Below are 23,351 nucleotides of genomic sequence, written 5' to 3'. Positions count from 1 at the left end.
GTTCATAGTAAAGGCTTTTTTGTTTTGCTTGATGCAAAAATAAAAAGACCTCCATTTTATTGGAGGTCTCTATATTTAAGATCCATTCTTTAAATGAACTATATGGTTTAAAAACTAATTACTCTTGATTATGATGCTCTTCCATATCTTTATGAAGATCTAAATCTCTAAAAGTTGGAGATATAAAGCCAAAACCTAAAACGGTTAAAAGTGTAATGCTTCCGCCAAAGACAACTGATGTCACAGCTCCCATTAATTTGGCAGTTGCACCGCTCTCAAACGCACCTAATTCATTTGAAGAGCCAACAAAAATCGAATTTACAGCACCAACACGCCCGCGCATATGATCAGGAGTTTTAAGCTGCAAAATGGTCTGGCGAATTACTACCGAAATTCCGTCAGCAAGTCCGCTCAAGAATAAAGCAAAAACAGAAAGCCAGAATGACGTAGAAAGTCCAAATAAGATGATCGACAATCCAAAAACAAATATGGCACCTAAAAGTTTTTTTCCAGCGTTTTTATATAAAGGGATATACGCCGAAACAATCATCGTAATAAAAGCGCCCACAGCAGGCGCAGCTCTTAATATACCAAAACCTTCAGAACCTACTTTTAAAATATCTTGTGCAAAAACGGGTAATAATGCAACTGCACCTCCAAAAAGTACTGCAATCATATCAAGTGACAAAGCGCCTAAAACAATCTGGTTTTTAAATACAAAAGTCAAACCTTCTGTAAGACTGTCTTTTATTGATTCTCCAATCTTCGGATTTATGATTGGTTTTTTACTGATTTGTGATAAGGCAATTAAGGAAAGAATTGAGAATCCGAAAACGAGACACATTGACCAGTGAACACCAATCCAATTAATTGAAAATCCTGCAAGTGCAGGCCCCATAACCGCACCAATCTGCCAAACCGAACTGCTCCACGTAGCGGCATTTGGATATGCTTTTTTAGGAATAATAAGTGATAGTAATGAGAAAATAGTAGGGCCGAGAAAAGCACGAACTAATCCGCCAAGAAATACTAAAAAGTAAATGGCATATAAGATAGACTCAGTCGACCAGCCGCTGACAATTTTTGGCCAAGTCAATAAAAATAATCCAAAACTAATAACTGAAAATCCTAGAATACATTTTACCAATAATCCTTTCTTTTCTCTTTGATCTACAATATGTCCTGCAAACAATGCCATTGAAACCGCTGGAATTACTTCCATTAAACCTATGATTCCTAACGAAAGCGGATTTTTAGTTAAACTGTAAACCTCCCATTCAATCACAATAAACTGCATCGACCAAGCAAAAACCATCGCAAAGCGCAGTAGTAAAAATATATTAAACTCTCTATAGCGAAGCGCTTGATACGGATCTGGTTTTGTTGATTTAGTTGTCATTTGTTCTAATGTCTTTCAGCATAAGCTGTGTTGAAATAGTTCCGTTCCATTCATTTTCAGCCAAAGAATAAGCCAGTTGAAACAGATTCTGATTTTGTGCTATGCTTAATTTTTTTCCGAGTCCAAAGCCAATTGCAGCAATTCCATCAGAATTAGATTGTTTTACAAAAAGCCTTAGATGTTCTTCTTCAGAACCTAAAGTTTTGGCATAACCAGTGTCTTTTATGTCTTTAGTCATGAAAACTGGCGTCATGTTCTGCGGGCCAAAAGGTTCAAATTGTTTTAAAATACGGATGAGTTTTGGAGTGATATCAGAGAAATTAATTTCGGCATCAATTTCAATTTCTGGAGTTCGCATTTCAGGTAAAATAGTTGATGAAACCTGTTTTTCAAAAGCGTCTTTAAAAATCTGATAATTTTCGGCTTTCAAAGTCATTCCCGCTGCATACATATGACCTCCAAATTGTTCCAAATGTTCTGCGCAGGCATCTAACGCATTGTAAACATCGAATCCTTTTACAGATCGGGCAGAAGCCGCATATTTATCTCCGCTTTTAGTAAAAACCAAAGTTGGCCGATAATAAGTTTCGATCAATCTAGAAGCGACAATTCCAATAACGCCTTTGTGCCAGTCTTCCTGAAAAACAACAGTCGAAAACCGATCTTGCTCTTCATTTTGTATAATTTGCTGAAAAGCTTCTTTAGTAATTTGTTTGTCTAGATCTTTTCGATCAGAGTTATATTGTTCGATTTCAGAAGCGAATTGCTGCGCTTGTTCAAAATTAAATTCAGTTAAAAGTTCTACTGCATGATTTCCGTGTTTGATTCTTCCTGCCGCGTTTATTCTTGGTGAAATAATAAAAACGACATCAGTAATATCTAAAACTTTCTTTTTAACCTGATGTACCAAAGCTTTAATTCCTGGGCGTGGGTCGCTATTGATAACCTGTAATCCGAAATAAGCTAAAACACGATTTTCTCCCGTAATAGGAACAATATCTGCAGCAATTGCCGTAGCAACCAAATCTAGATACGGAACTAGATCCTCAATCGTTTCATTTCGGTTTTGACCTAAAGCCTGAATCAGTTTAAAACCAACTCCACAGCCGCATAACTCATCATACGGATAAGTGCAGTCTTCTCTTTTTGGATCAAGAATCGCAACCGCGTCTGGGAGAAACTCACCAGGTCTATGGTGATCGCAGACAATAAAATCGATGTTTTTTGCTTTCGCGTAAGCGATATGATCTATGGATTTTATTCCGCAATCGAGTGCAATAATTAAGGAAAATCCGTTATCGTCTGCATAATCAATTCCTTTAAAAGAAATTCCGTAACCTTCATCATAACGATCTGGAATATAAGTTGCAATATTTGGATAATGTGATTTTAAATACGATGAAACCAAAGAAACCGCCGTTGTTCCGTCAACATCATAATCACCAAAAACTAAAATGTTTTCCTGATTTTCAATTGCCAATTCTATTCTCGCAACTGCCTTCTCCATATCTTTCATCAGATAAGGATCATGAAGATGTTCTAAAGAGGGACGAAAGAAATTTTTAGCATCTTCAAAAGTTTCAATGCCGCGCTGAATCAAAAGCGTTGCAACAAAATCTTCTACATTTAAGGCTTGCGCTAAATGTTTGATTTTATCTTGAGAAGGTTTTGGTTTTATGGTCCAACGCATGGGTTGATTTTAGGTTTTAGAGTATTGGTTTTTAGACTGTAGATTTTTGAAATCGTTTAATCTGATTGCGATTTTTTTTTTGCCACAGATTAAAAGGATTTAAAAGATTTTTTGCCACGAATTGCGTCAATTTCCACTAATTTAATTCGTGCTAATTGGTGTAATTCGTGGCAACCTTCATATTAATCTGTGTTAATCTTTTTAATCTGTGGCAGAATATATTTTGTTTTATTTCGCTTCTAAAGCATTTCCTTCAAACTGTATTCCGTCCCAGCCTAAATTGATGAAATTTCTAATGTTTTGGTGATTTGTTCCGTTTGGATCTCCTAAAACTTCTTCAAAATAAAAAGCGCCAAAACAAGCTAAAGTTTCTTCTTTGCTTAAGTTTTGCAGTTTTGCGAAAGAAAATAATTTACAAGAACCAGAGTTTTCTCCGGCAGCATTATGCTGTGTTCCGTTTTGAAAAGCTGTTGGCGTAAAATTGTAGTTTTCCTCGATTACAGCAATAGTTTCAGGAAATGTTATTTGTGTTGGAGTTTGTTTTACTTTTTCTAAAAAGGGTTGAATGCTCATGATTGTTATGTGTTGATTTTTTTTGCCACTCCCGATAGCTATCGGGATAAAAAGATTTAAAAGGATTATTTTTTTGCCACGAATTTCACGAATTTACACAAATTCAATTCGTGTAAATTCGTGAAATTCGTGGCGAAATTTTTAATTAATCAGTGTTAATCATTTTTAATCTGTGGCTGAAATAATTATTTATTCTTCATCATCCTTAGAAAACTTACTTTTCTTAGGTTCTTTTGTTACAGTTTTTCCAGCAACCACAACTACGATTTCGCCGCGTGGTGCAGTTTTTTCAAAATGTGTTAAAACTTCTTTTGCGGTTCCGCGTACATTTTCTTCGTGTAATTTTGATAATTCTCTTGAAACACAAACTTGGCGGTCTTCTCCAAAATACTGAATAAATTCTGCTAATGTTTTAACGAGTTTATGCGGAGAAACGTATAAAATCATTGTTCTGGTTTCTTCGGCTAAAGCCAAAAAACGAGTTTGACGTCCTTTTTTATCAGGAAGAAAACCTTCAAAAACGAATTTGTCATTTGGTAAACCACTGTTAACTAATGCTGGAACAAAAGCTGTAGCACCTGGAAGACATTCAACTTCAATTTTATTTTCGACACAAGCGCGCGTCAGTAAGAATCCTGGATCTGAAATTGCCGGCGTTCCTGCGTCAGAAATTAAAGCGATGTTTTCGCCGGCTTTTAAACGGGCAATTAAATTTTCGGTGGTTTTGTGTTCGTTGTGCATATGATGGCTGTGCATGTGTGTGCCAATTTCAAAATGCTTCAACAATTTCCCGCTCGTTCTAGTGTCTTCGGCCAAAATCAAATCGACTTCTTTCAAAACTCTAATAGCTCTGAAAGTCATGTCTTCAAGATTACCAATTGGCGTTGGAACGATATATAATTTTGACATAGTTGTTTTTAATAGTTAAACACAGATTACACGAATTAACACGAATAATTAAAGTGTTGAAATTTCACGAATATAAATTAGTGTAAATCTGTGACTCGAGTGATAACGAACAGGCGAAGCAAATTCGTTTTTATGCGAATTTCTTCTCAATAATTCCAAGGAAACGTTCTGCGTAATCATCTTTTCCGTCCCAATTGTTATAATCAGGTTTTACCATGTCGTCAATAAATTCTTTAGCTTCTGCATAAGAATCAAAGGTTAAAAGCTGATTTAAAACACGACTGTAATCTTCAGAACTGTTTCCAAAAAGGTTTTTCGTGAATGCAATTCGGTCATTCAAATCAACGTGGAAACCTTTTGCAAGTTTTTCGTTTAATGTAACAGTTTTAGGTTCTGCTGGAGTTTCTAAAACGGCTGTTTCGACAGCTTTTTTCTCTTTAGATTCCGTGTTTGTTGTATTTGCTGAAACATTCTCAAAACTATCAACTTTTACAAATTGAGCATCAGCATAATTTACGCCTAAAAGCTCTTCTAAAGTCATATGAACTGCTTGAGACTTTGTCTCAGTTTCTATTTTTGGCTCTTCTTTGATTTCTGCAACTATTTCTTCCGTTTCTAATTCGAAAGCCGGAATGAAATCAGGAATTGGTTTTAAATCGCTGATAGTAGTAAACGAAAGTTCGTCAGCAGCTGCGATATCTTTTTTGGCTTCAAAAATTGGCTCTTCAATTTCTTCGGCTTCAGGTTCTTCATTTATTTCTGCAACAGTTTCAGGAATAGTCTCAATTTCAGTTTCTAAAATGACTTCTTCAGAGATTTCTGCAATAATTTCAGGTACAGTTTCTTCTATAACTTCTTCAGTTTTTGTTTCTTCTGCAATTATGGTTTCAGTTACCGTTTCTTCAACTGCAATTGGTTCTTCGATTTTAACTTCTGCAGGAACAATTTCTTCTTTTTTAAAAATAGTTTCGATTTCAGAAGTAATTTCGCTGTGGTTTATAGTAGGTTTTAGACTGTCGAAATTTTCATCAACAAATTTTAATACGGCTAGTTTCTCATATAATTTCTGAGTTTCAAGATACAATTGATTGATATCGGATTTGTTTTTAAGTTTTAAAATTCGATGTGCAATGCTGATTAAGTCGGCTTCCAATTTTTTTTTCATAACTGTTGAAATTATAGTGAATAGGGTATTTTATTATGTTTTGTATCTGAATGTCTTTATTCTGGGAGAAAATCAACGAGATAATTTTTTATTTCTGTTAATAAGCGATTGCGAATCTCCGTTTTGATAAAAATTTTCTACTTTTGAAAAACCGAAAAACAGCAGTTTTTTGCGTCAATTTATTACCAGTACAAAGTAATAAAAACTATTCATTTTTAAAGGTAGAAAAATACAAAATGTTTCTCGAAAATACAGTAAATCACAAAGAACAATTTGGTTGGATTGAAGTTATTTGTGGATCAATGTTTTCGGGTAAGACCGAGGAGTTAATCCGCAGATTAAAACGCGCCCAATTTGCCAAACAAAGAGTCGAAATTTTTAAACCCGCAATCGATACTCGCTATCATGACGAAATGGTGGTGTCTCACGATGCCAACGAAATACGTTCAACGCCGGTGCCTGCTGCGGCCAATATCTTAATTTTAGCACAAGGCTGCGATGTTATTGGTATTGACGAAGCCCAGTTTTTTGATGATGAAATTATTACGGTTTGTAATGATCTTGCCAATCAGGGAATTCGTGTAATTGTTGCTGGACTTGATATGGATTTTAAAGGAAATCCTTTTGGTCCTATGCCGGGACTTATGGCAACTGCAGAATATGTTACTAAAGTTCATGCAGTTTGTACGAGAACAGGAAATCTTGCTAATTATAGTTTTCGTAAAACAGATAATGACAAACTTGTAATGCTTGGAGAAACGGAAGAATATGAGCCATTAAGTCGTGCAGCTTATTTTAATGCTATGAAAAAGAGTCAAGAAAAATAGATTTTAAATTCATTTAAGCTTTATAAACATGAAGGAAAAAGAAAGTAAAAGAAAACAGAATATCATACTATTAGTTATAATTGGAATTGCGATAGCTCTGGCTGTTTATTTTCAATTTTTTCTTTCTGAAAAGGCAGATGAAGTAAATACAGAAATAACAACGTTAGTTGAAAAATACAATAAAAACTGCCCGCTGAAAATTCAAGAAGGGATTCGTCTCGACAGCGTAAGTTTACCTGAAGAAAGAGTTGTTCAGTATAATTTGACACTGTTGAATGTAGAAAAAGTAACTGCTGAAGTTGATGTGATACAAGTAGAAATGGAAAAAAGTCTCTTAAGTACCGCAAAAGCAAATACGGGACTACAAGTTTTTAGAGACAATGATTATACTTTGATTTACAGTTATTGCGATAAAAAGAAGACGTTCTTATTTAACGTGAAAATATTACCAGATCAATATAAATAAATTAATGTTCTCTGAGACATTGTTAAAATGTTTGTCACCCTGAGCGAAGTCGAAGGCTCGGCTAACACAAAAGGGCTTCGACTTCGCTCAGCCTGACAAAATTAATCTTACAGATTAAAAAAAAAATTATAAAACAAAACCCGACAGTTTTAAAAAATGTCGGGTTTGTTGTTTTAAATGAACTTATTTAAATAAAAGAATTAAATTTTCTTTCTCATTCTTGCTACAGGAATATCTAATTGTTCGCGGTATTTTGCAATTGTTCTTCTTGCGATTGGATATCCTTTTTCTTTTAAAATTTCAGCCAATTGATCGTCTGGAAGTGGTTTCTTTTTGTCTTCTTCTTCAATAGTATTCTTAAGAATCTTTTTGATCTCTAAAGTTGAAACATCTTCTCCTTGGTCATTTTTCATGGCTTCAGAAAAGAATTCTTTAATCAGTTTTGTTCCGTAAGGTGTTTCAACATATTTACTGTTGGCAACACGTGAAATTGTCGAAATATCTAAACCAACCATATCAGCAATGTCTTTTAAGATCATTGGTTTTAGTTTGGTTTCGTCGCCGTCTAAGAAATATTCTTCCTGATAATGCATAATTGCATTCATGGTTACAAAAAGCGTTTCCTGACGTTGTCTGATTGCGTCGATAAACCATTTAGCCGAATCCAGTTTTTGTTTGATAAACTGAACCGCATCTTTCTGCGCAGATGATTTATCACGAGAATCTTTATACGTCTGCATCATTTCCTGATAATCTTTAGAAACGTGCAGGGAAGGAGCATTTCTTCCGTTTAAAGTCAATTCTAATTCGCCGTCAACAATTCTGATCGCGAAATCGGGAACTACATTTTCGGTTACTTTATTATTTCCTGTAAAAGATCCGCCCGGTTTTGGGTTTAGTCTTTCAATTTCGTGAATTGCTTTTTTAAGCTGTTCGTTCGAAACGCTGTATTTCTGTAAAAGTTTGTCGTAATGTTTCTTCGTAAAAGCATCAAACTGATTTTCGATAATATCGATTGCCAAATCAACGTATTCTGTCGGTGTTTTGTGCTTTAATTGCAATAATAAACATTCCTGCAAATCGCGCGCTCCAACTCCCGAAGGTTCAAGTTCGTGAATTACAGTCAGCATTTTTTCGACCATCGCTTCATCAGTATAAATTCCCTGAGTAAAAGCCATGTCGTCTACAATATCCGGAACGCTTCTGCGGATGTAACCCATATCATCAATACTTCCAACAAGGAATTCGGCGATTTCGCGTTCTTCATCGTTCAAAATAAAAGTATTCAGCTGATTGATTAAATCCTGATGAAAACTAATTGGAGACGCAAAAGGTGTTTCGCGCTCTTCGTCGTCACTATAATTATTAACTTGAGTTTTATAATCAGGCGTATCGTCGTCGCTTAAATATTCGTCAATATTAATGTCGTCTGCTTCGATTCTGTCCGATTCTGCATCATCATAATCGTCGTAGTCTTCATTAGCGAATTCATCTGCTTCGTATTCGTCTTCTTTACCAGCTTCAAGAGCTGGATTTTCGTTCATTTCTTCTAATAAACGCTGTTCAAAAGCTTGCGTAGGCAATTGAATTAACTTCATCAGCTGTATTTGCTGTGGAGATAATTTTTGGGATAATTTTAAATTTAAAAATTGCTTTAGCATATAAAAAGGTGCTAAGATGCTAAGGTACTAAGGTACTGAGCATCTTATGTTGACGAATTAAACTCGCATTTGATTTATTTTTATTTCTGTTTAAAAAACTTAGAACCTTAGTATCTCAGTACCTTAGAACCTCAGATTAAAATTCAGCGCTACCAGGAGTTCTTGGGAAAGGAATTACGTCTCTAATGTTTGTCATTCCAGTTACAAACAATACCAAACGCTCAAATCCTAAACCGAAACCTGCGTGAGTTGCCGATCCAAATCTTCTTGTATCTAAATACCAGTATAATTCTTCTTCATCGATTTCTAAAGCTTTCATTTTTTCAATTAAAACATCGTAACGCTCTTCTCTTTCAGAACCGCCCACGATTTCTCCAATTCCAGGGAAAAGAATATCCATTGCACGAACTGTTTCTCTTCCTGGTTCTGTGTTGTCGTTCAAACGCATATAAAATGCTTTGATATTTGCCGGGTAATCAAATAAAATTACCGGACATTTAAAGTGTTTTTCTACTAAATAACGCTCGTGTTCTGATTGTAAATCAGCGCCCCATTCGTTGATGATATATTGGAATTTCTTCTTTTTATTTGGAGTTGAATCTCTTAAAATGTCAATTGCTTCTGTATAAGAAACACGTTTGAAGTTGTTTTCTAAAACGAAGTTCAATTTCTCTAATAAAGCCATTTCGTTTCTTTCAGCTTGTGGTTTTGATTTTTCTTCTTCAAGAAGTCTTCCTTCTAAGAATTTCAAATCATCTCCACAATTGTCTAAAGCATATTTAATTACATACTGAATAAAATCTTCAGCCAAATCCATGTTGTCATCAAGGTTGTTGAAAGCAACTTCTGGCTCAATCATCCAGAATTCTGCCAAGTGACGAGAAGTGTTTGAGTTTTCTGCTCTAAACGTTGGTCCAAAAGTATAAATCTGACCCAAAGCCATTGCAAATGTTTCACCTTCTAATTGCCCAGAAACCGTTAAGTTCGTATGTTTTCCGAAGAAATCTTTTTTGAAATCAATGTTTCCTTCTTCTGTTTTTGGAAGATTATCCAAAGGCAAAGATGTTACTTGAAACATTTCACCAGCACCTTCAGCGTCAGCCCCAGTGATAATTGGCGTGTTTACATACACAAAACCTTTTTCCTGAAAATATTTGTGAACCGCGAATGACAATACCGAACGCACACGCATAATCGCACCAAAAGCATTCGTACGTACGCGTAAGTGAGCGTTTTCGCGTAAAAACTCCAAAGAGTGTTTTTTAGGCTGCATTGGGAATTTCTCAGCATCAGAATCTCCAAGAATTTCAATTTTTGAAACCTGAATTTCATATTTTTGACCTGCGCCTTTACTTTCAACCAAAGTTCCAATTACAGAAACCGCAGCTCCAGTCGTGATTCTTTTTAAAGTCTCTTCCGGCGTATTTTCAAAATCAACAACACATTGAATATTATTAATTGTAGAACCGTCATTAAGCGCGATGAACTGATTATTTCTAAAAGTTCTCACCCATCCTTTTGCATTCACTTCCTGTAGCGTCGTCGTACTGTTTAATAAGTCTTTAACCTTTGTGTGTTTCATTTTTATTTTAGATTTTAGATTGCTGATTTTAGACTAAAATAAAATCAGTGTTTTTTATATCGAATTGCAAATATAAACGATAATAATTAATTTTTGAAGCTATTTCCCGCTCTCCGCTGTATCTTTTTCTTGCTAAAGGAGCAAGAAAAAGGATACCGCTCCTATCGGGGCTAGGGCACTCGTTTTCAGGAGAACCGTTTTATAAATTTAGTTTTTCTCTCATTTTTGTCATTTCGACGAAGGAGAAATCTTCGTAAGAAACTCGACAAAGTTAGGAATTGCAGTGCGGAGCTACTTGCGGAGATTTCTCCTTCGTCGAAATGACAATATTGTGGTAAATAGTTATTTTAAAAAGTCGTACAATCTTAAAATAAACAACAACGCACCAGCAATTATAAGAAATAACCAATATTTTTTTAGAGATTTTAAATCTTCTCTATTTGTCGACTTTAAAATTATTCCAAAAACAATTGAGATTACAGCTGTAAATAGACCTAACATATTTAATGTTTATTTATCCAAATTCTCCAATTCCTCTTTCTTAGTTTTTTTCTTCTCAAAAGTCAAAACTAACGAAGGCAATACAACTAAATTTGCAAACATTGCAAAAGCCAAAGTACAAGAAATTAATCCTCCAAGTGCAATAGTTCCGCTAAAGCTTGATAATGTAAAAGTCGCAAAACCTAGAATCAAAACTACTGATGTATAGAAAGTACTGATTCCAGTTTCTCTTAAAGCACTGAAAACTGATTTTTTAACCTTTCCGCCGCTTTGAAGCAAGTCATGTTTGTATTTTGCCATAAACTGAATCGCATTATCTACCGAAATTCCAAATGCAATACTGAACACTAAAATTGTGGACGGTTTTAGCGGAATTCCGAAATAACCCATCAATCCAGATGTAATGCAAAGCGGTAAAATATTTGTAATTACAGACGCCATTACCATTTTGAAAGATCTAAACAAATACAGCATTAAAATCGCAATAACCGCGATTGCAAAAATCAGTGATTCGATTAAATTATCTACTAAATACGATGTTCCTTTTTGGAAAACCAATGCTTTTCCAGTAACGGTAACTTCATAACGGTCTTTTGGAAAAATTTCATCTATTTTATTGTGAAGTTTTTTCTCCACTTTTGCCATTTCGTCCGTACCAATATCTTTCATGAAAGTCGTGATTCGGGCATATTGTCCAGTCGAATCAACATAAGCCTTCATTAGGTTTTCTTTGCTGTTTTTGGTCGCGTTTTTGGCGTAGCTCAAAATAAAAGCCTGTTCTTGCGAAGTTGGTAATTGATAATATTCTGGATTTCCGTTGTAGAAAGCCTGTTTTGAATATTTAACTAAATTCACAATCGAAACTGGTTTTGCTAATTCTGGAATTTCTGCAATTGTAGTTTGCAATTCATCCATTTTGCGAATAGTCGAAGCCTTCATAACACCTTTTTTCTTTTTGGTGTCAATCATAATTTCAAGCGGCATTACACCGTTGAATTCTTTTTCGTAGAATAAAATGTCTTTAAAGAAAGAGGCACTTTTTGGCATTTCACCAATTAAACTTCCTGAAACTTTCATCTGCGAAACTCCAATTACACTGAAAACCAAAAGTAAGCCATAAACGATATATACAATTTTACGTTTTGTTTTAACCAGATTTTCGACAACATTTAAAAGTGTCGAAATATATGTTTTAGTTAAATGATATAAGTGTTTTTCTTTTGGCAGCGGCATAAAACTGTATATAATCGGCACAATAAAAAGTGTCAATAAATACACAGAAATTACGTTGATTGAAGTTACTAGACCAAACTCAAAAAGCAAATCATTTCCAGTAATCATAAAGGTTGCGAAACCAATTGCTGTTGTTAAATTCGTCATTAAAGTCGAAACTCCAATTTTTGAAATTACACGCTGTAATGCTTTTGCCTGATTGTTATGTAATTTGATTTCCTGCTGGTATTTGTTGATTAGGAAAATACAGTTTGTAATACCAATTACGATAATTAACGGCGGAATAATGGCTGTTAAAATCGTGATTTTATAACCAAATAATCCCAGCGTTCCAAAAGACCAGATTACACCAACAATTAAAATACAAATTGAAATGAATGTTGCTCTGAACGAACGGAAAAAGAAAAAGAATATTAAAGAAACAGTAAGTAAAGCTGCACCGATAAAAAGACCAATTTCACCTTTCATATTGTCCGCATTGATCGTTCTGATATACGGCATTCCAGAAACACGAAGATCAATTCCGGTAGTTTTTTCAAATTTATCGATTTTCGGAACTAAATTTTCTAGGATAAAAGTCTTTCTTTCAGCAGTATTTACTAATGCTTTATTGATATAAATTGCAGAACGAACACTGCCGCTTTCTTTATTGAATAAAAGTCCTTCGTAAAAAGGTAAATTATGAAATAAATCATACTGAACCGTTTTTAAATAAGCTGGATCTAAAGCTTTACTTTGGTCAATAAACGGTGATAAAACAAATTTTTCGTTAACGGTATCTTTTTCAAGTTTCTTTAAATCATTTAATGAAACCACTAAATCAACTTCCTTAGATTTTTTTAAACCTGTCATTAACTCATTCCAAGCAGCATAATTTTTTGGAGTAAAAAATTTAGGATCTTTAAAACCAATTACTACAAGATTTCCTTCCTCGCCAAATTTGTCCAGGAATTTTTGATAATCTTTATTTGCAACGTGTTCTTTAGGAAGCAGATTTGCTTCGGTATAAGTCATTGAAAGATTCTTCCATTGCAAAGCAAGGAAAATGGTTAAAGCAGAAAGTACAATTAGAATTGTTATTCTGTTTTTAAGTATAATTCGGGCCAGTTTCTCCCAAAATCCAACTTGGATAGTGTTTTTCATAAATTCTTTAAAAATGGATGCAAATGTAGTGAAAAGTGCTCAAAATCATAAACAATAGATTGTATTTTACTTAATGTTAACACAAATATTCATATCGTTTTTTGTGATAAATTTCTTTCTTTACACTGTTTAATCATCAGCTTTTCTCATATTTGCAATTAATTTAAAAGGAAAAGAAAATGAGTTGGATTTTATTAATTATTGCAGGACTTTTTGAAGTTGGCTTTGCATCATGCCTTGGAAAAGCAAAAGAAACAGCAGGAATGGTATCTACTTACTGGATGATTGGTTTTTTTGTATGCCTTTCGATCAGTATGATTTTATTGTATAAAGCGACACAGGTACTGCCAATTGGAACGGCTTATGCGGTTTGGACAGGGATTGGAGCTGTTGGAACTGTTCTGGTTGGGATTTTAATTTTTAAGGAACCAGCTACTTTTTGGAGAATATTTTTCCTTTCAACATTAATTGCCTCAATTATTGGATTGAAATTTGTTTCTAGTCATTAAAAAATGATGACTGCCTACGGGATAAACGAATCAAATGGATTTACGGAGATAGATTTACTTTAATTTCGTAGTCTGTAATGAAAAACTTTTTATAAATGATGGATTCAAAACAAATTAAATTTTTAACTATAGGATTGAGTTTATTGATTTTTGGTATTTCATTAACTCAGAATGCTTTGGTTGTAAATTATAATAATGAAATAAGAGTATCTTCATCTTTAGATTATCTTTTAATGGGGGCTATTGCTTTTTTGGGAGGAGGATTGTTAGAACAAATTATCTGGCTGGCGAACCCATTATCATTTTTTGCAATTAGATTTTTAATTAAGAATGATAAAAGAGCAATTTTGTTGAGTTTAATAGCATCTGGTTTAGCGATACTTTTTTCATTTTGGACTCAAATATTGGGAGCAGAAAGTGGGGCTATGGCGAAGATAGTTTCTTTTGAATTAGGTTATTATCTTTGGCTTGCCAGTATTTTAATTTTAACAATTGGAATTTTAATTAATCATAAAGTATTATTAAAAACAACTCTACAACCTTAACCAATGCAAGAAAACAATACCACAACATTTATTTTTTTAGCGATTCTTTTACTTCTTATAATCATAATTTGTTTTATGATTTACCAATTAATGCAGGCGAAGAAGGCAAAAGATGATGCCGAAAGGAGTTTTTATGCGCTTGAAGTAAAGGTGAATGATTTACAGTTAGAGACATTAGAGTCCAAACTGAATCCGCATTTGTTTAAGAATATTCTAAATTCAATTCAGTCGCACGCTTATCAAACCTATTTTGCTTTAGATAAACTGGCGAATGTTTTGGACTATATTTTATACGAAAGCAAAAAGAAATTTGTTACCGCAAAAGAAGAAATTGATTTTGCATTGAATTTGATCGAAATCAATAAAATCAAGATTAGTCCGCTTTTCGAATTAAAGGTAAAAACCAACATTAATAAGGAAGATAAATTGTACGATCAGCCTTTGCTGGCGCCGTTAATTTCGATTGACTTAATTGAGAATGCTTTTAAACATGCTGATTTGCAAAGTGCAGATGCTTTTATATCGGTTGTCTTTGAGTTTCGCGATAATGCTTTTTTTATGACGGTTTCGAATAAAATCTCAGATAAAAAAGTACTTAAAAAAGAACGAAGCGGTTTTGGTCATGCTACGCTCGAACATCGTTTACGAATTATTTATAAAAATAATTTCAAATTGGACAGGTTTGTAGAAAACGATATTTATATTGCTCATCTAAAAATTGATCTCCTTGAATACAAAACTGAAATGCTTGCTGCTGGACGATGAGCTTCCCGGATTAACGTACTTAAAAATGCTTTGTGAACAAATTCATGAAGTCGAAATTGTAAAAACGTATAATAATCCAGAGAAACTTTTGTCAGATATTCCGAATCTCGATTTTGATTTATTAATATCAGATATCGAAATGCCTGGAATGGATGGACTTCATCTGGCGGAAATGCTCAGTGATAAAATGGTTATTTTCTGCACGGCTTACAAAGAGTATGCAGCCGACGCTTTTAATATTGATGCGATAGATTATATTACAAAACCTGTAAAATTAGAACGTCTGCAAAAAGCGATTACAAAAGCTGTAGAACGTTTCGAAAAGCCTGATGCAGCTAAAAAATTTATTCAGCTAAATACAGATAAAGGCAAAACACTGCTTTATTTTAATCAAATACAATATATAAAAACAGCCTCAAGCGACAGTCGCGATAAAACGGTTTTGCTTGCAGATGGAAGTTTCTTGAATTTGAAGAATGTTAAATTCGCTACACTTTTAGAGGAGCTGCCTGATGCCGATTTTTGCCGCGCAAACAAAAAAGAAATTGTGGCTGTAAAAGCAATAAAATTCTTTAATCATAATGAAATTGTATTGCATCGTACGGATGAAAACAATAAAAATATAACTGTAATTTTAAGTGAAACCTATCGTTCTGATTTTTTGAAAAAAGTAAAACTATAGCCATTTGTAACAAATTATTTTCTAATAGGCTGAGCGTAGTCGAAGCCCGATGAAGACTGTTAAGCCTTCGACTTCGCTCAGGATGACAATCATTTTTATAACTTATTACAAAGTTTTTCCCACTTGTTACATACATTGAAAATTAGCTGTAATTTTCCTTTTTCGCTTAAAACTCAGTTCTGATATTTGCTGCAATAAATCAAAAGAACGAGTTATGAATAATATTAAAAACTCTTTATTTTACGTTACAATTATCGGAGGTTTTACAGCGCTGATATATTGGGTAATTTCAAAAGGCGCAGCGCTGGAAGTGGGGCGTAATATCGTTAAGAAAAAGATCGAAAGTAATCATTGGAATGATTTCTTGCATTCAATGGTCGAAAACCTGCAGCATCCATTAGCTATATTATTAGCACAGATCGTTACTATTATTTTAGCAGCACGTTTGTTTGGATGGGTTTTTAGAAAAATAGGACAGCCATCTGTAATTGGCGAAATGATTGCGGGTATTGTTTTAGGGCCGTCATTGGTAGGAATGTATTTTCCAGAGTTTTCGGCAGCTTTATTTCCAAAAGAATCTTTAGGTAATTTACAATTTTTAAGTCAGATTGGTTTAATCCTTTTCATGTTTGTTATTGGTATGGAACTTGATTTGAAGGTTCTAAAAAACAAAGCTCATGACGCCGTTGTTATCAGCCACGCAAGTATTGTAATTCCGTTTGCCTTAGGACTAAGTTTAGCGTATTACATTTACCATACGTTTGCACCAGTTGGTGTTGAGTTCGCTTCTTTTGGACTTTTTATGGGAATTGCCATGAGTATTACTGCGTTTCCGGTTCTAGCTAGAATTGTGCAAGAACGCGGAATGCAGAAAACAAAACTAGGAACCATTGCCATAACTTGTGCTGCGGCAGATGATATTACGGCTTGGTGTATTTTGGCAGTTGTAATTGCGATTGTAAAAGCAGGTTCTTTTACTAGTGCTTTATATGTTATTGGACTGGCTATTTTGTATGTAGTTATAATGTTGAAAATTGTTCGCCCGTTCCTAAAACGTGTTGGAGATTTAAATTCAACAAGAGAAAGTTTAAATAAACCCGTAGTTGCTATTTTCTTTATTACCCTTCTTATTTCTGCGTATGCATCGGAGTTAATTGGTATTCATGCTTTATTTGGTGCTTTTTTAGCAGGAGCTATTATGCCGGAAAATAATAAGTTCAGAAATATATTTATTGAGAAAGTTGAAGACGTTTCTATAATTGTATTATTGCCGCTATTTTTTGTGTTTACAGGCTTGCGTACTCAAATTGGGTTGTTGAACGATCCTGCTTTATGGAAAATTACAGGGTTGATTATTGCGGTTGCAGTTGTTGGAAAATTCTTTGGAAGTGCATTGGCTGCAAAGTTCGTAGGTCAAAACTGGAAAGATAGTTTGGCTATTGGAGCTTTAATGAATACTCGTGGCTTAATGGAATTGGTCGTGTTAAACATTGGTTACGATCTTGGCGTTTTATCTACAGAGATTTTTACCATGATGGTAATTATGGCTCTAGTAACAACTTTTATGACTGGTCCGGCTTTAGATTTTATCGGATTTATATTTAAAGATAAAGAAACAATCGTACCGCAGGAAATTGGAAATAAAAGCAAATACAAGATTTTATTGTCGTTCGCAACTCCTGAAAGAGGGAAAAAACTGTTGAAGATCGCAAATAGTTTGGTTAAAAAACAAGGCGACAATTCGATTGTAACAGCAATGCATTTATCGTTGAGTACAGAAATACATTCGTTTGATATAAAAGATCATGAACGTAAAATGTTAGTGCCGGTAGTTGAAGAATCTCAGCGTTTGAATCAGAATATGGTAAGTGTATTTAAAGTTACCAATGATATTGATGCCGAGATTATTGATTCGGCAAACCAAGGTGAATATGATTTGTTGTTAGTTGGTTTAGGACAGTCTATTTTTGAAGGTACATTGCTGGGGAAAATACTTGGTTTTACCACTCGAATAGTAAATCCAGACCGCTTAATAGATAAATTTACAGGAAAAGAAGGATTGTTTGAAAATTCTCCTTTTGATGAAAGAACGCGTCATATTATTGCCAAAACTAAAATGCCGGTTGGTATACTTATCGATAAAGATTTAGAAGAGGTAAACCAGATTTTTATGCCTGTTTTTAGTAAAGAAGATGCTTTTTTAATTGAATATGCTAAGAAATTAATCAATAATAATGGTTCACAGATTACAGTTTTGGATGCCAGCGGTGATGTAAAAAATACTCGCGAGATTCAAGAAACAATTCGATCTATTGAACAAATTGCCCCAAATCATATTATGATTATGCATGACAGAACAATTAAAAAAGAGTTTATTGAAAGCCAGAATTTAATGATTATTAGTTTAGACAGCTGGAAAAAACTAATAGAATCTCAAAGTACTTGGCTTAATAACACGCCTTCAGTTTTGATTTTGAAGCCATAATTTTTTTAGAAATTACAATTTAGAAATCCCAAACTCCAATTTTACGATTGGAGTTTGGGATTTTTTTCTGTTTTGTCATTTCGACTGAAAGGAGAAATCACACTCGTAACTCAATAAAGATTGGCGATTTTCTTTGCGGAATTTCTAGTGTGATTTCTCCCTTCGGTCGAAATGATAAATAATAGGTGAAATTGAAATCTTATAATCCCAAATCAATCACATAAGAAATCTTAACGGCAATATTATCTTCAAACTTCATAAGTTGATTTGGACCGTAACGATAGAATCCGCCTAAACCAAAACCTTTGAAAATTTTATTTAACTCAATTCCCGATTCAAAAAAGCCTTTGTCTAATGTTTTGTAAGTTGGTCCTACGTGCTGTTCAGGATTTTCCATATTTCCCCAAGCCATTCGCGTCACTAAAACCAAAGAAGGGCGTACTTTTTTCATAATCTTGATTCGATCAAAACCATGCTTAACTTGAAAAAACACATATTGACTAGAGAAAAACTCATTAAAAAACATGGTTTCAAAACTGTTTCGACCTGCAAAAGTAATACGCTGAATTACGGTTTCTTTAGTTAAGTTATTCGGCATCGTGTTGTATAAATGCGTAATCGGAACATCGCCAATTGCATAACCTCCCTGCAGTAAAACGCTGGTTTTTTGACCGTTTAAATATTGTTTTTCGTACTCCGTTTTAAAATCTATTTTTCCAAAAGTAAAATCATTATCTAAAACATTTGGCAAGGATTGCGTGAATTGAAAAGTAAATCTTGGAAACTTTTTATTAGATTCATTTCTTCCCGTCGGTGTTTGCATAAAATTGCTGAATGGAGCCCAAACAATCGAGAGCATTGCTGTTGTCATTACATAACTCGAGTACAGCTGACCGTTGTAATTAAAGAGATAATCAAATTTGGGTTCAACAAAACTTCTTGATAATTCAAATACAGCTTCTGTTTTAGGAATAATTTTAGTTTGGACGTTTGCTTTCCAGCTGTCGTATTTATAAAATGTACTAATGTTGATTGGTCTTGGATCGTAGATTTTAAATACTCGTTTATCAACGGCAAAAAAGGTACTCGCAATTTCCCTGACATCATCTGTATAAGATCCGTTTAGCCACGTATTGGTGCTTTTATCCAATAAAACGCCAACTCCTAAATTGTATTTAAGAGCACCGTCTTTCGTACCGTAAGCCGTGTATCCTTCAATTCTGAAGTTTTTAGAAAAACGATCGTTTGTTATACCGCCAAGTCCAAGTCGGAAACCCTCGTAGTTATTGTAACTGATTATTTTTTTTAAATCAAGATCAATTGGCCCGATTGGCAGATAACCATTTATGATTTTTCGTCCAAGTCCCAAACGTTTTTCAATTCTCTTGCTTACAGATAAACTATCGAGTAATTGATATGTTTTTTGACCTTTTAGATCTAAACTGTCTTTTCTGTATTCATTCCAGAAACTTTCAGGTTTTTTATTAGCATCATCTTTAATTTCAATATAAAGCGAAGGATTTTTTATAGAGGAATTTGTGTTGTAATGAATGTCAAAATTATTGCTCTCAGAAAGCAAATACGTAAAATCTGAAGCTGTTTTTTTTCGCGGTTCGTAATTGTCTGCAACATCTCCGTCAAACTGAATCGTTCCGCCCAGAATCTTGATGTCATCATCATTTTTCCCTTTTACAATTTTAAAAGTGGTGTTGCTCTGAAACCATATTTTCTCGTTTGGAACATATTCAAATTCATGAATTCCACTAATGTCCAGAACGCCTTTTATACGCATAACAGCTTTGGCAATACCAAAGTTTTCTGCGTCAATGTATAATACACCTTCTAATCCAGAAGCTCTTCGTTTTTGCTTGTTTTTAAAATAAATCATAAAAGTTTCTCTGCCTTTTATATTTACTGTGTCAAGCAGTTTGTAATTGTAATTTGAAGGTGCCGATCTCGAAATAGGATTTTCATATTTGGTTTCAAACAGCTCGTATTTATTGTCGTAAATAGATATAGACTGCAGGTTGAAAGCAAGAACTTCGTAAATGGGGTTTTTAAAACCTGCAATTTTAGTTCCCAGAACAGTTTCTTTCAGCTTGTTTTCTCCAAATTGATATTGTGATACCTTTTCAGTTTGAAACAAATGCTGTTTGCTTATGATTTCTTTAAACTTATAATCAGATGAATCGATGTTGATCTTCTTTTTATTAAAGTCTTTATAAACGGCAGAAGAATCGATTCTTCCGTCGATAGAATCAGGATTTGCGGTAACGAGCAGTTTGTTGTAGGTTTTGTATTCAAAACTGCTGAGCTTTTTCTGTGGATCGTTTTTGTCTTTATTGGCGATTACTTTTCTAATGATCGTTAAAGCAGGATTTTCATTTGAAACAATTACTTCTTGTAAAGCATCCGTTTTTTGAGATAACGAAATGGGATAGAATTTTTTATTTTCTGTAATACTTATGATTTTAGTTTGAAAACCAATGTATGAAACAGCAAAACTTCCCGTTTTTGAGTCAATGTTAAAAATAAATTTTCCATCTACATCCGTAATTGTATTACTGCTGTTTGAAGTAGTTATCGTAGCAAACGGAAGTGCTTTGTTGTTTGAGTCAGTTACAATACCGCTTATTTGAACTTGCGCCTGTATGCTAAGCGTAAAAAGTAAAGTCAATAAGCAAAATAGCCTCATAGAGAATAATATAGATTCAAAAACGAAAAATATGTCATTTAAGTATGCAAAAATAAGAATAAAAAAATCCGTTTGGTAAAATTTAACCAAACGGATTTTATTTTGTTATGAAATACAATTACACTTTCATGATTTCAGCTTCTTTTTCAGCCAATAATTCATCAATTTTTTTAATGTATGTATTTGTTAGATTTTGAACTTCTTCTTCAGCAGATTTACAAATGTCTTCTGATGTTCCGTCTTTTTCTAATTTTTTAATTTCGTTATTAGCGTCTTTACGTACGTTACGAACACCAATTTTAGCATCTTCAGCTTCTGATTTTGCTTGTTTTGCTAAATCACGACGACGCTCTTCAGTCAAAGGCGGTACGCTTATGATAATTACATCTCCGTTATTCATTGGGTTAAAACCAATATTAGCAACCATGATCGCTTTTTCAATAACTTGCAGCATGTTTTTTTCAAACGGCTGTAAAGTAATTGTTCTTGCATCAGGAACACTGATTTTTGAAACTTGAGAAAGTGGAGTTGCTGAACCATAATAATCTACAAAAACACTTCCCAACATTGCTGGAGAAGCTTTTCCTGCACGAATGTTTAGAAATTCTTTTTCTAAGTGTGCAATAGAACCGTTCATTGATTCTTCAGTACTTTCTAATATAAAATCGATTTCTTCAGTCATTTTTTTATTTTTTTAGATTTTTAAACGATAGGAGTTTAGATTAAAAACAGATCATTTAATTTACTAACTAATATAATTTTATTTTTTTGTTTTTGAAGATTATTAGAATTTCAATCTAACAATCTAAAGCAGCTTAAACGTTTACTACAGTTCCAATGTTTTCGCCTTCACAGATTTTCAATAGGTTTCCTATTTTGTTCATATCAAAAACAACAATTGGTAATTTATTTTCCTGGCTTAATGTAAAAGCTGTTGTATCCATTACATTTAAACCTTTTTTAAGGACATCATCAAACGAAATCATATCAAATTTTACAGCTGATGCATTTTTTTCTGGATCAGAATCGTATACACCATCAACACGAGTTCCTTTTAGGATAACATCTGCATTAATTTCAATTCCTCTTAAAACAGCTGCTGTATCAGTTGTAAAATATGGATTTCCAGTTCCGGCACCAAAAATTACAATTCTTCCTTTTTCAAGATGACGGTCAGCTCTTCTTTTAATATAAGGTTCTGCAATAGATTCCATTTTCAAAGCCGTTTGTAAACGCGTCTTCATTCCTTTGTCTTCAAGTGCACCTTGCAAAGCCATTCCGTTAATTACAGTAGCAAGCATTCCCATATAATCGCCCTGCACTCTGTCCATTCCTGCACTTGCACCAGCAACGCCTCTAAAAATATTTCCTCCTCCAATAACGATAGCAATTTCTACTCCTTTTGCGTGAATCTGCTTAATTTCGTCTGCATATTCGCCTAATCTTTTAGGGTCAATTCCGTATTGTAAATCACCCATTAAGGCCTCGCCGCTAAGTTTTAGAAGAATTCTTTTATATTTCATGTTTGTGTTGCGTTAATTTGTGCAAATATAGACATATTCTGATTTTTAAAAATAATGTTTGCAAAAAATTAATTGCTCTTTTGTTTTAATTTATGCGGGTTTTGATTTTTTTCTATGGAATGTGATAAAAGTCATTTCTGTATCTTCTTAAAATCCGTATTTTTATAGTAATCAAATAATTATTTATGAAAAACTTTATAGCAAAAGCATTATTCAATAGCCATTCCTATGCCGAATATCGAAAAATAGTCACTGATTTGTTGTATGAAGGAAAGTCAACGGGCAACGAACAGTCTGAAAGTTTGACCAACTATTCAAAGTTAAACGAGGCTAGAATGAATCGACTGGATAAAACAGTCAAGATTTCTGAAGAAGTGATTTCGAAGCTTCAAAATTTAGATAATCATTATTTTTGGCTGGTTATTTCTGAAGGCTGGTGTGGTGATGCGGCTCAGATTCTTCCAATTTTAAATAAAATGGCGCATGATTCGAATAAAAAAATAGATCTTCGAATTGTCTTTCGTGATGAGAATACCGAATTGATGGATCATTATTTAACAAATGGAGGAAGAGCGATACCAAAAGTAATTATTGTTTGTAAAGAAGCTGGAATTGTTCGCGCAGACTGGGGACCAAGACCAAAAGGAGCATCTGAATTGATGGAAAACTATAAAAAAGAGTTTGGTGTAATCGACGAAAAAATTAAAACAGATCTTCAGTTGTGGTATTTGGCTGATAAAGGAATTTCTGTTCAAGAAGAATTGGTTCAGATTATGGAGAATATCAAATATGACAGACTTTAATTTTTAATGTTTTTAAAACGAAATCTTAAACTAATTGTTTGTAACTTATTGATAGCAAATGTTATAATGCTCTTAAAAACGTGGTTGTATTCTTTTTTTTAGCATTATTTTTGTATCTTAGTAAAGCAATCCCACTTCTATTATTTACTTTTTGATTTACTCTTTTTATTGGTGTTTATTTAATGTCTAACAATT

The 23,351-nt window shown here is 33.7% G+C and carries 19 protein-coding genes; 8 read left to right on the top strand and 11 right to left on the bottom strand.

Annotated elements, in window-relative coordinates:
* Nucleotides 1–118: 118 nt before the first annotated feature.
* From B0A75_RS11085 to B0A75_RS11065, 5 genes are all read right to left on the bottom strand, one after another.
* Nucleotides 119–1,399, bottom strand: a complete 1,281-nt coding sequence (locus B0A75_RS11085; protein WP_089054339.1) for an MFS transporter — start codon at nt 1,397–1,399, stop codon at nt 119–121.
* Nucleotides 1,389–3,089 carry a single-stranded-DNA-specific exonuclease RecJ gene (gene recJ, locus B0A75_RS11080; protein WP_089054338.1) on the bottom strand — a complete coding sequence of 567 codons (1,701 nt, stop codon included), beginning with the start codon at nt 3,087–3,089 and terminating at the stop codon, nt 1,389–1,391. The genes B0A75_RS11085 and recJ overlap by 11 nt, the downstream gene beginning before the upstream one ends.
* A gap of 228 nt (nt 3,090–3,317) precedes the next feature.
* Nucleotides 3,318–3,662 (bottom strand): HopJ type III effector protein, encoded by a 345-nt coding sequence (locus B0A75_RS11075; protein ID WP_089054337.1) that lies wholly within the window; start codon nt 3,660–3,662, stop codon nt 3,318–3,320.
* A gap of 189 nt (nt 3,663–3,851) precedes the next feature.
* Complete coding sequence (gene rsmI / locus B0A75_RS11070) at nt 3,852–4,571, bottom strand: 16S rRNA (cytidine(1402)-2'-O)-methyltransferase (protein WP_089054336.1); 720 nt, start codon at nt 4,569–4,571, stop codon at nt 3,852–3,854.
* 130 nt (nt 4,572–4,701) lie between these two features.
* Nucleotides 4,702–5,736: a hypothetical protein gene (locus B0A75_RS11065; protein ID WP_089054335.1), complete on the bottom strand. Its 1,035-nt coding sequence runs from the start codon at nt 5,734–5,736 to the stop codon at nt 4,702–4,704.
* A gap of 236 nt (nt 5,737–5,972) precedes the next feature.
* On the opposite strand from B0A75_RS11065, the gene B0A75_RS11060 reads away from it, so the two are divergent.
* Together B0A75_RS11060 and B0A75_RS11055 are read left to right on the top strand one after the other, a co-directional pair.
* Nucleotides 5,973–6,563, top strand: a complete 591-nt coding sequence (locus tag B0A75_RS11060) for a thymidine kinase (protein WP_089054374.1) — start codon at nt 5,973–5,975, stop codon at nt 6,561–6,563.
* A 28-nt stretch (nt 6,564–6,591) separates the two neighbouring features.
* Nucleotides 6,592–7,029, top strand: coding sequence for a hypothetical protein (locus tag B0A75_RS11055; protein WP_089054334.1), 438 nt, complete (start codon nt 6,592–6,594; stop codon nt 7,027–7,029).
* Nucleotides 7,030–7,229: 200 nt separating this feature from the next.
* Here the strand turns inward: B0A75_RS11055 and rpoN are convergent, their stop codons facing one another.
* From rpoN to B0A75_RS11040, 3 genes are all read right to left on the bottom strand, one after another.
* Nucleotides 7,230–8,690, bottom strand: coding sequence for an RNA polymerase factor sigma-54 (rpoN, locus tag B0A75_RS11050; RefSeq protein WP_089054333.1), 1,461 nt, complete (start codon nt 8,688–8,690; stop codon nt 7,230–7,232).
* A gap of 136 nt (nt 8,691–8,826) precedes the next feature.
* Complete coding sequence (asnS, locus tag B0A75_RS11045; RefSeq protein WP_089054332.1) at nt 8,827–10,272, bottom strand: asparagine--tRNA ligase; 1,446 nt, start codon at nt 10,270–10,272, stop codon at nt 8,827–8,829.
* 510 nt (nt 10,273–10,782) lie between these two features.
* A complete protein-coding gene (locus tag B0A75_RS11040; RefSeq protein ID WP_089054331.1) occupies nt 10,783–13,149 on the bottom strand; it encodes an efflux RND transporter permease subunit in 2,367 nt (788 codons plus the stop codon).
* Between the two features lie 179 nt (nt 13,150–13,328).
* Between B0A75_RS11040 and B0A75_RS11035 the strand changes: the two genes are divergently transcribed.
* From B0A75_RS11035 to B0A75_RS11015, 5 genes are all read left to right on the top strand, one after another.
* On the top strand, nt 13,329–13,658 hold the full coding sequence (locus tag B0A75_RS11035) for a DMT family transporter (protein WP_089054330.1): 330 nt from the start codon (nt 13,329–13,331) through the stop codon (nt 13,656–13,658).
* 95 nt (nt 13,659–13,753) lie between these two features.
* The gene (locus B0A75_RS11030; protein WP_123872358.1) at nt 13,754–14,203 is read left to right on the top strand and encodes a hypothetical protein; all 450 of its coding nucleotides are present in this window, start codon (nt 13,754–13,756) and stop codon (nt 14,201–14,203) included.
* 3 nt (nt 14,204–14,206) lie between these two features.
* Nucleotides 14,207–14,968 (top strand): sensor histidine kinase, encoded by a 762-nt coding sequence (locus tag B0A75_RS11025; protein WP_089054328.1) that lies wholly within the window; start codon nt 14,207–14,209, stop codon nt 14,966–14,968.
* On the top strand, nt 14,931–15,650 hold the full coding sequence (locus B0A75_RS11020; RefSeq protein WP_089054327.1) for a LytR/AlgR family response regulator transcription factor: 720 nt from the start codon (nt 14,931–14,933) through the stop codon (nt 15,648–15,650). Before B0A75_RS11025 ends, B0A75_RS11020 begins: the two co-directional genes overlap by 38 nt.
* A gap of 214 nt (nt 15,651–15,864) precedes the next feature.
* A complete protein-coding gene (locus B0A75_RS11015; RefSeq protein WP_089054326.1) occupies nt 15,865–18,135 on the top strand; it encodes a cation:proton antiporter in 2,271 nt (756 codons plus the stop codon).
* A 199-nt stretch (nt 18,136–18,334) separates the two neighbouring features.
* On the opposite strand, the gene B0A75_RS11010 is transcribed toward B0A75_RS11015, so the two are convergent.
* From B0A75_RS11010 to pyrH, 3 genes are all read right to left on the bottom strand, one after another.
* Nucleotides 18,335–20,830, bottom strand: a complete 2,496-nt coding sequence (locus B0A75_RS11010) for a DUF5686 family protein (protein WP_089054325.1) — start codon at nt 20,828–20,830, stop codon at nt 18,335–18,337.
* 118 nt (nt 20,831–20,948) lie between these two features.
* Nucleotides 20,949–21,512 (bottom strand): ribosome recycling factor, encoded by a 564-nt coding sequence (gene frr, locus B0A75_RS11005; protein WP_089054324.1) that lies wholly within the window; start codon nt 21,510–21,512, stop codon nt 20,949–20,951.
* A 133-nt stretch (nt 21,513–21,645) separates the two neighbouring features.
* A complete protein-coding gene (gene pyrH, locus B0A75_RS11000; protein ID WP_089054323.1) occupies nt 21,646–22,353 on the bottom strand; it encodes a UMP kinase in 708 nt (235 codons plus the stop codon).
* 185 nt (nt 22,354–22,538) lie between these two features.
* Between pyrH and B0A75_RS10995 the strand changes: the two genes are divergently transcribed.
* Entirely contained in the window at nt 22,539–23,156 is a 618-nt protein-coding gene (locus B0A75_RS10995) for a thioredoxin family protein (RefSeq protein WP_089054322.1), read from the top strand.
* Nucleotides 23,157–23,351 lie beyond the last annotated feature (195 nt).

The organism is Flavobacterium oncorhynchi (assembly GCF_002217355.1).
Taxonomy (GTDB): domain Bacteria; phylum Bacteroidota; class Bacteroidia; order Flavobacteriales; family Flavobacteriaceae; genus Flavobacterium; species Flavobacterium oncorhynchi.
This window is presented reverse-complemented; position numbering and strand designations above follow the sequence as displayed.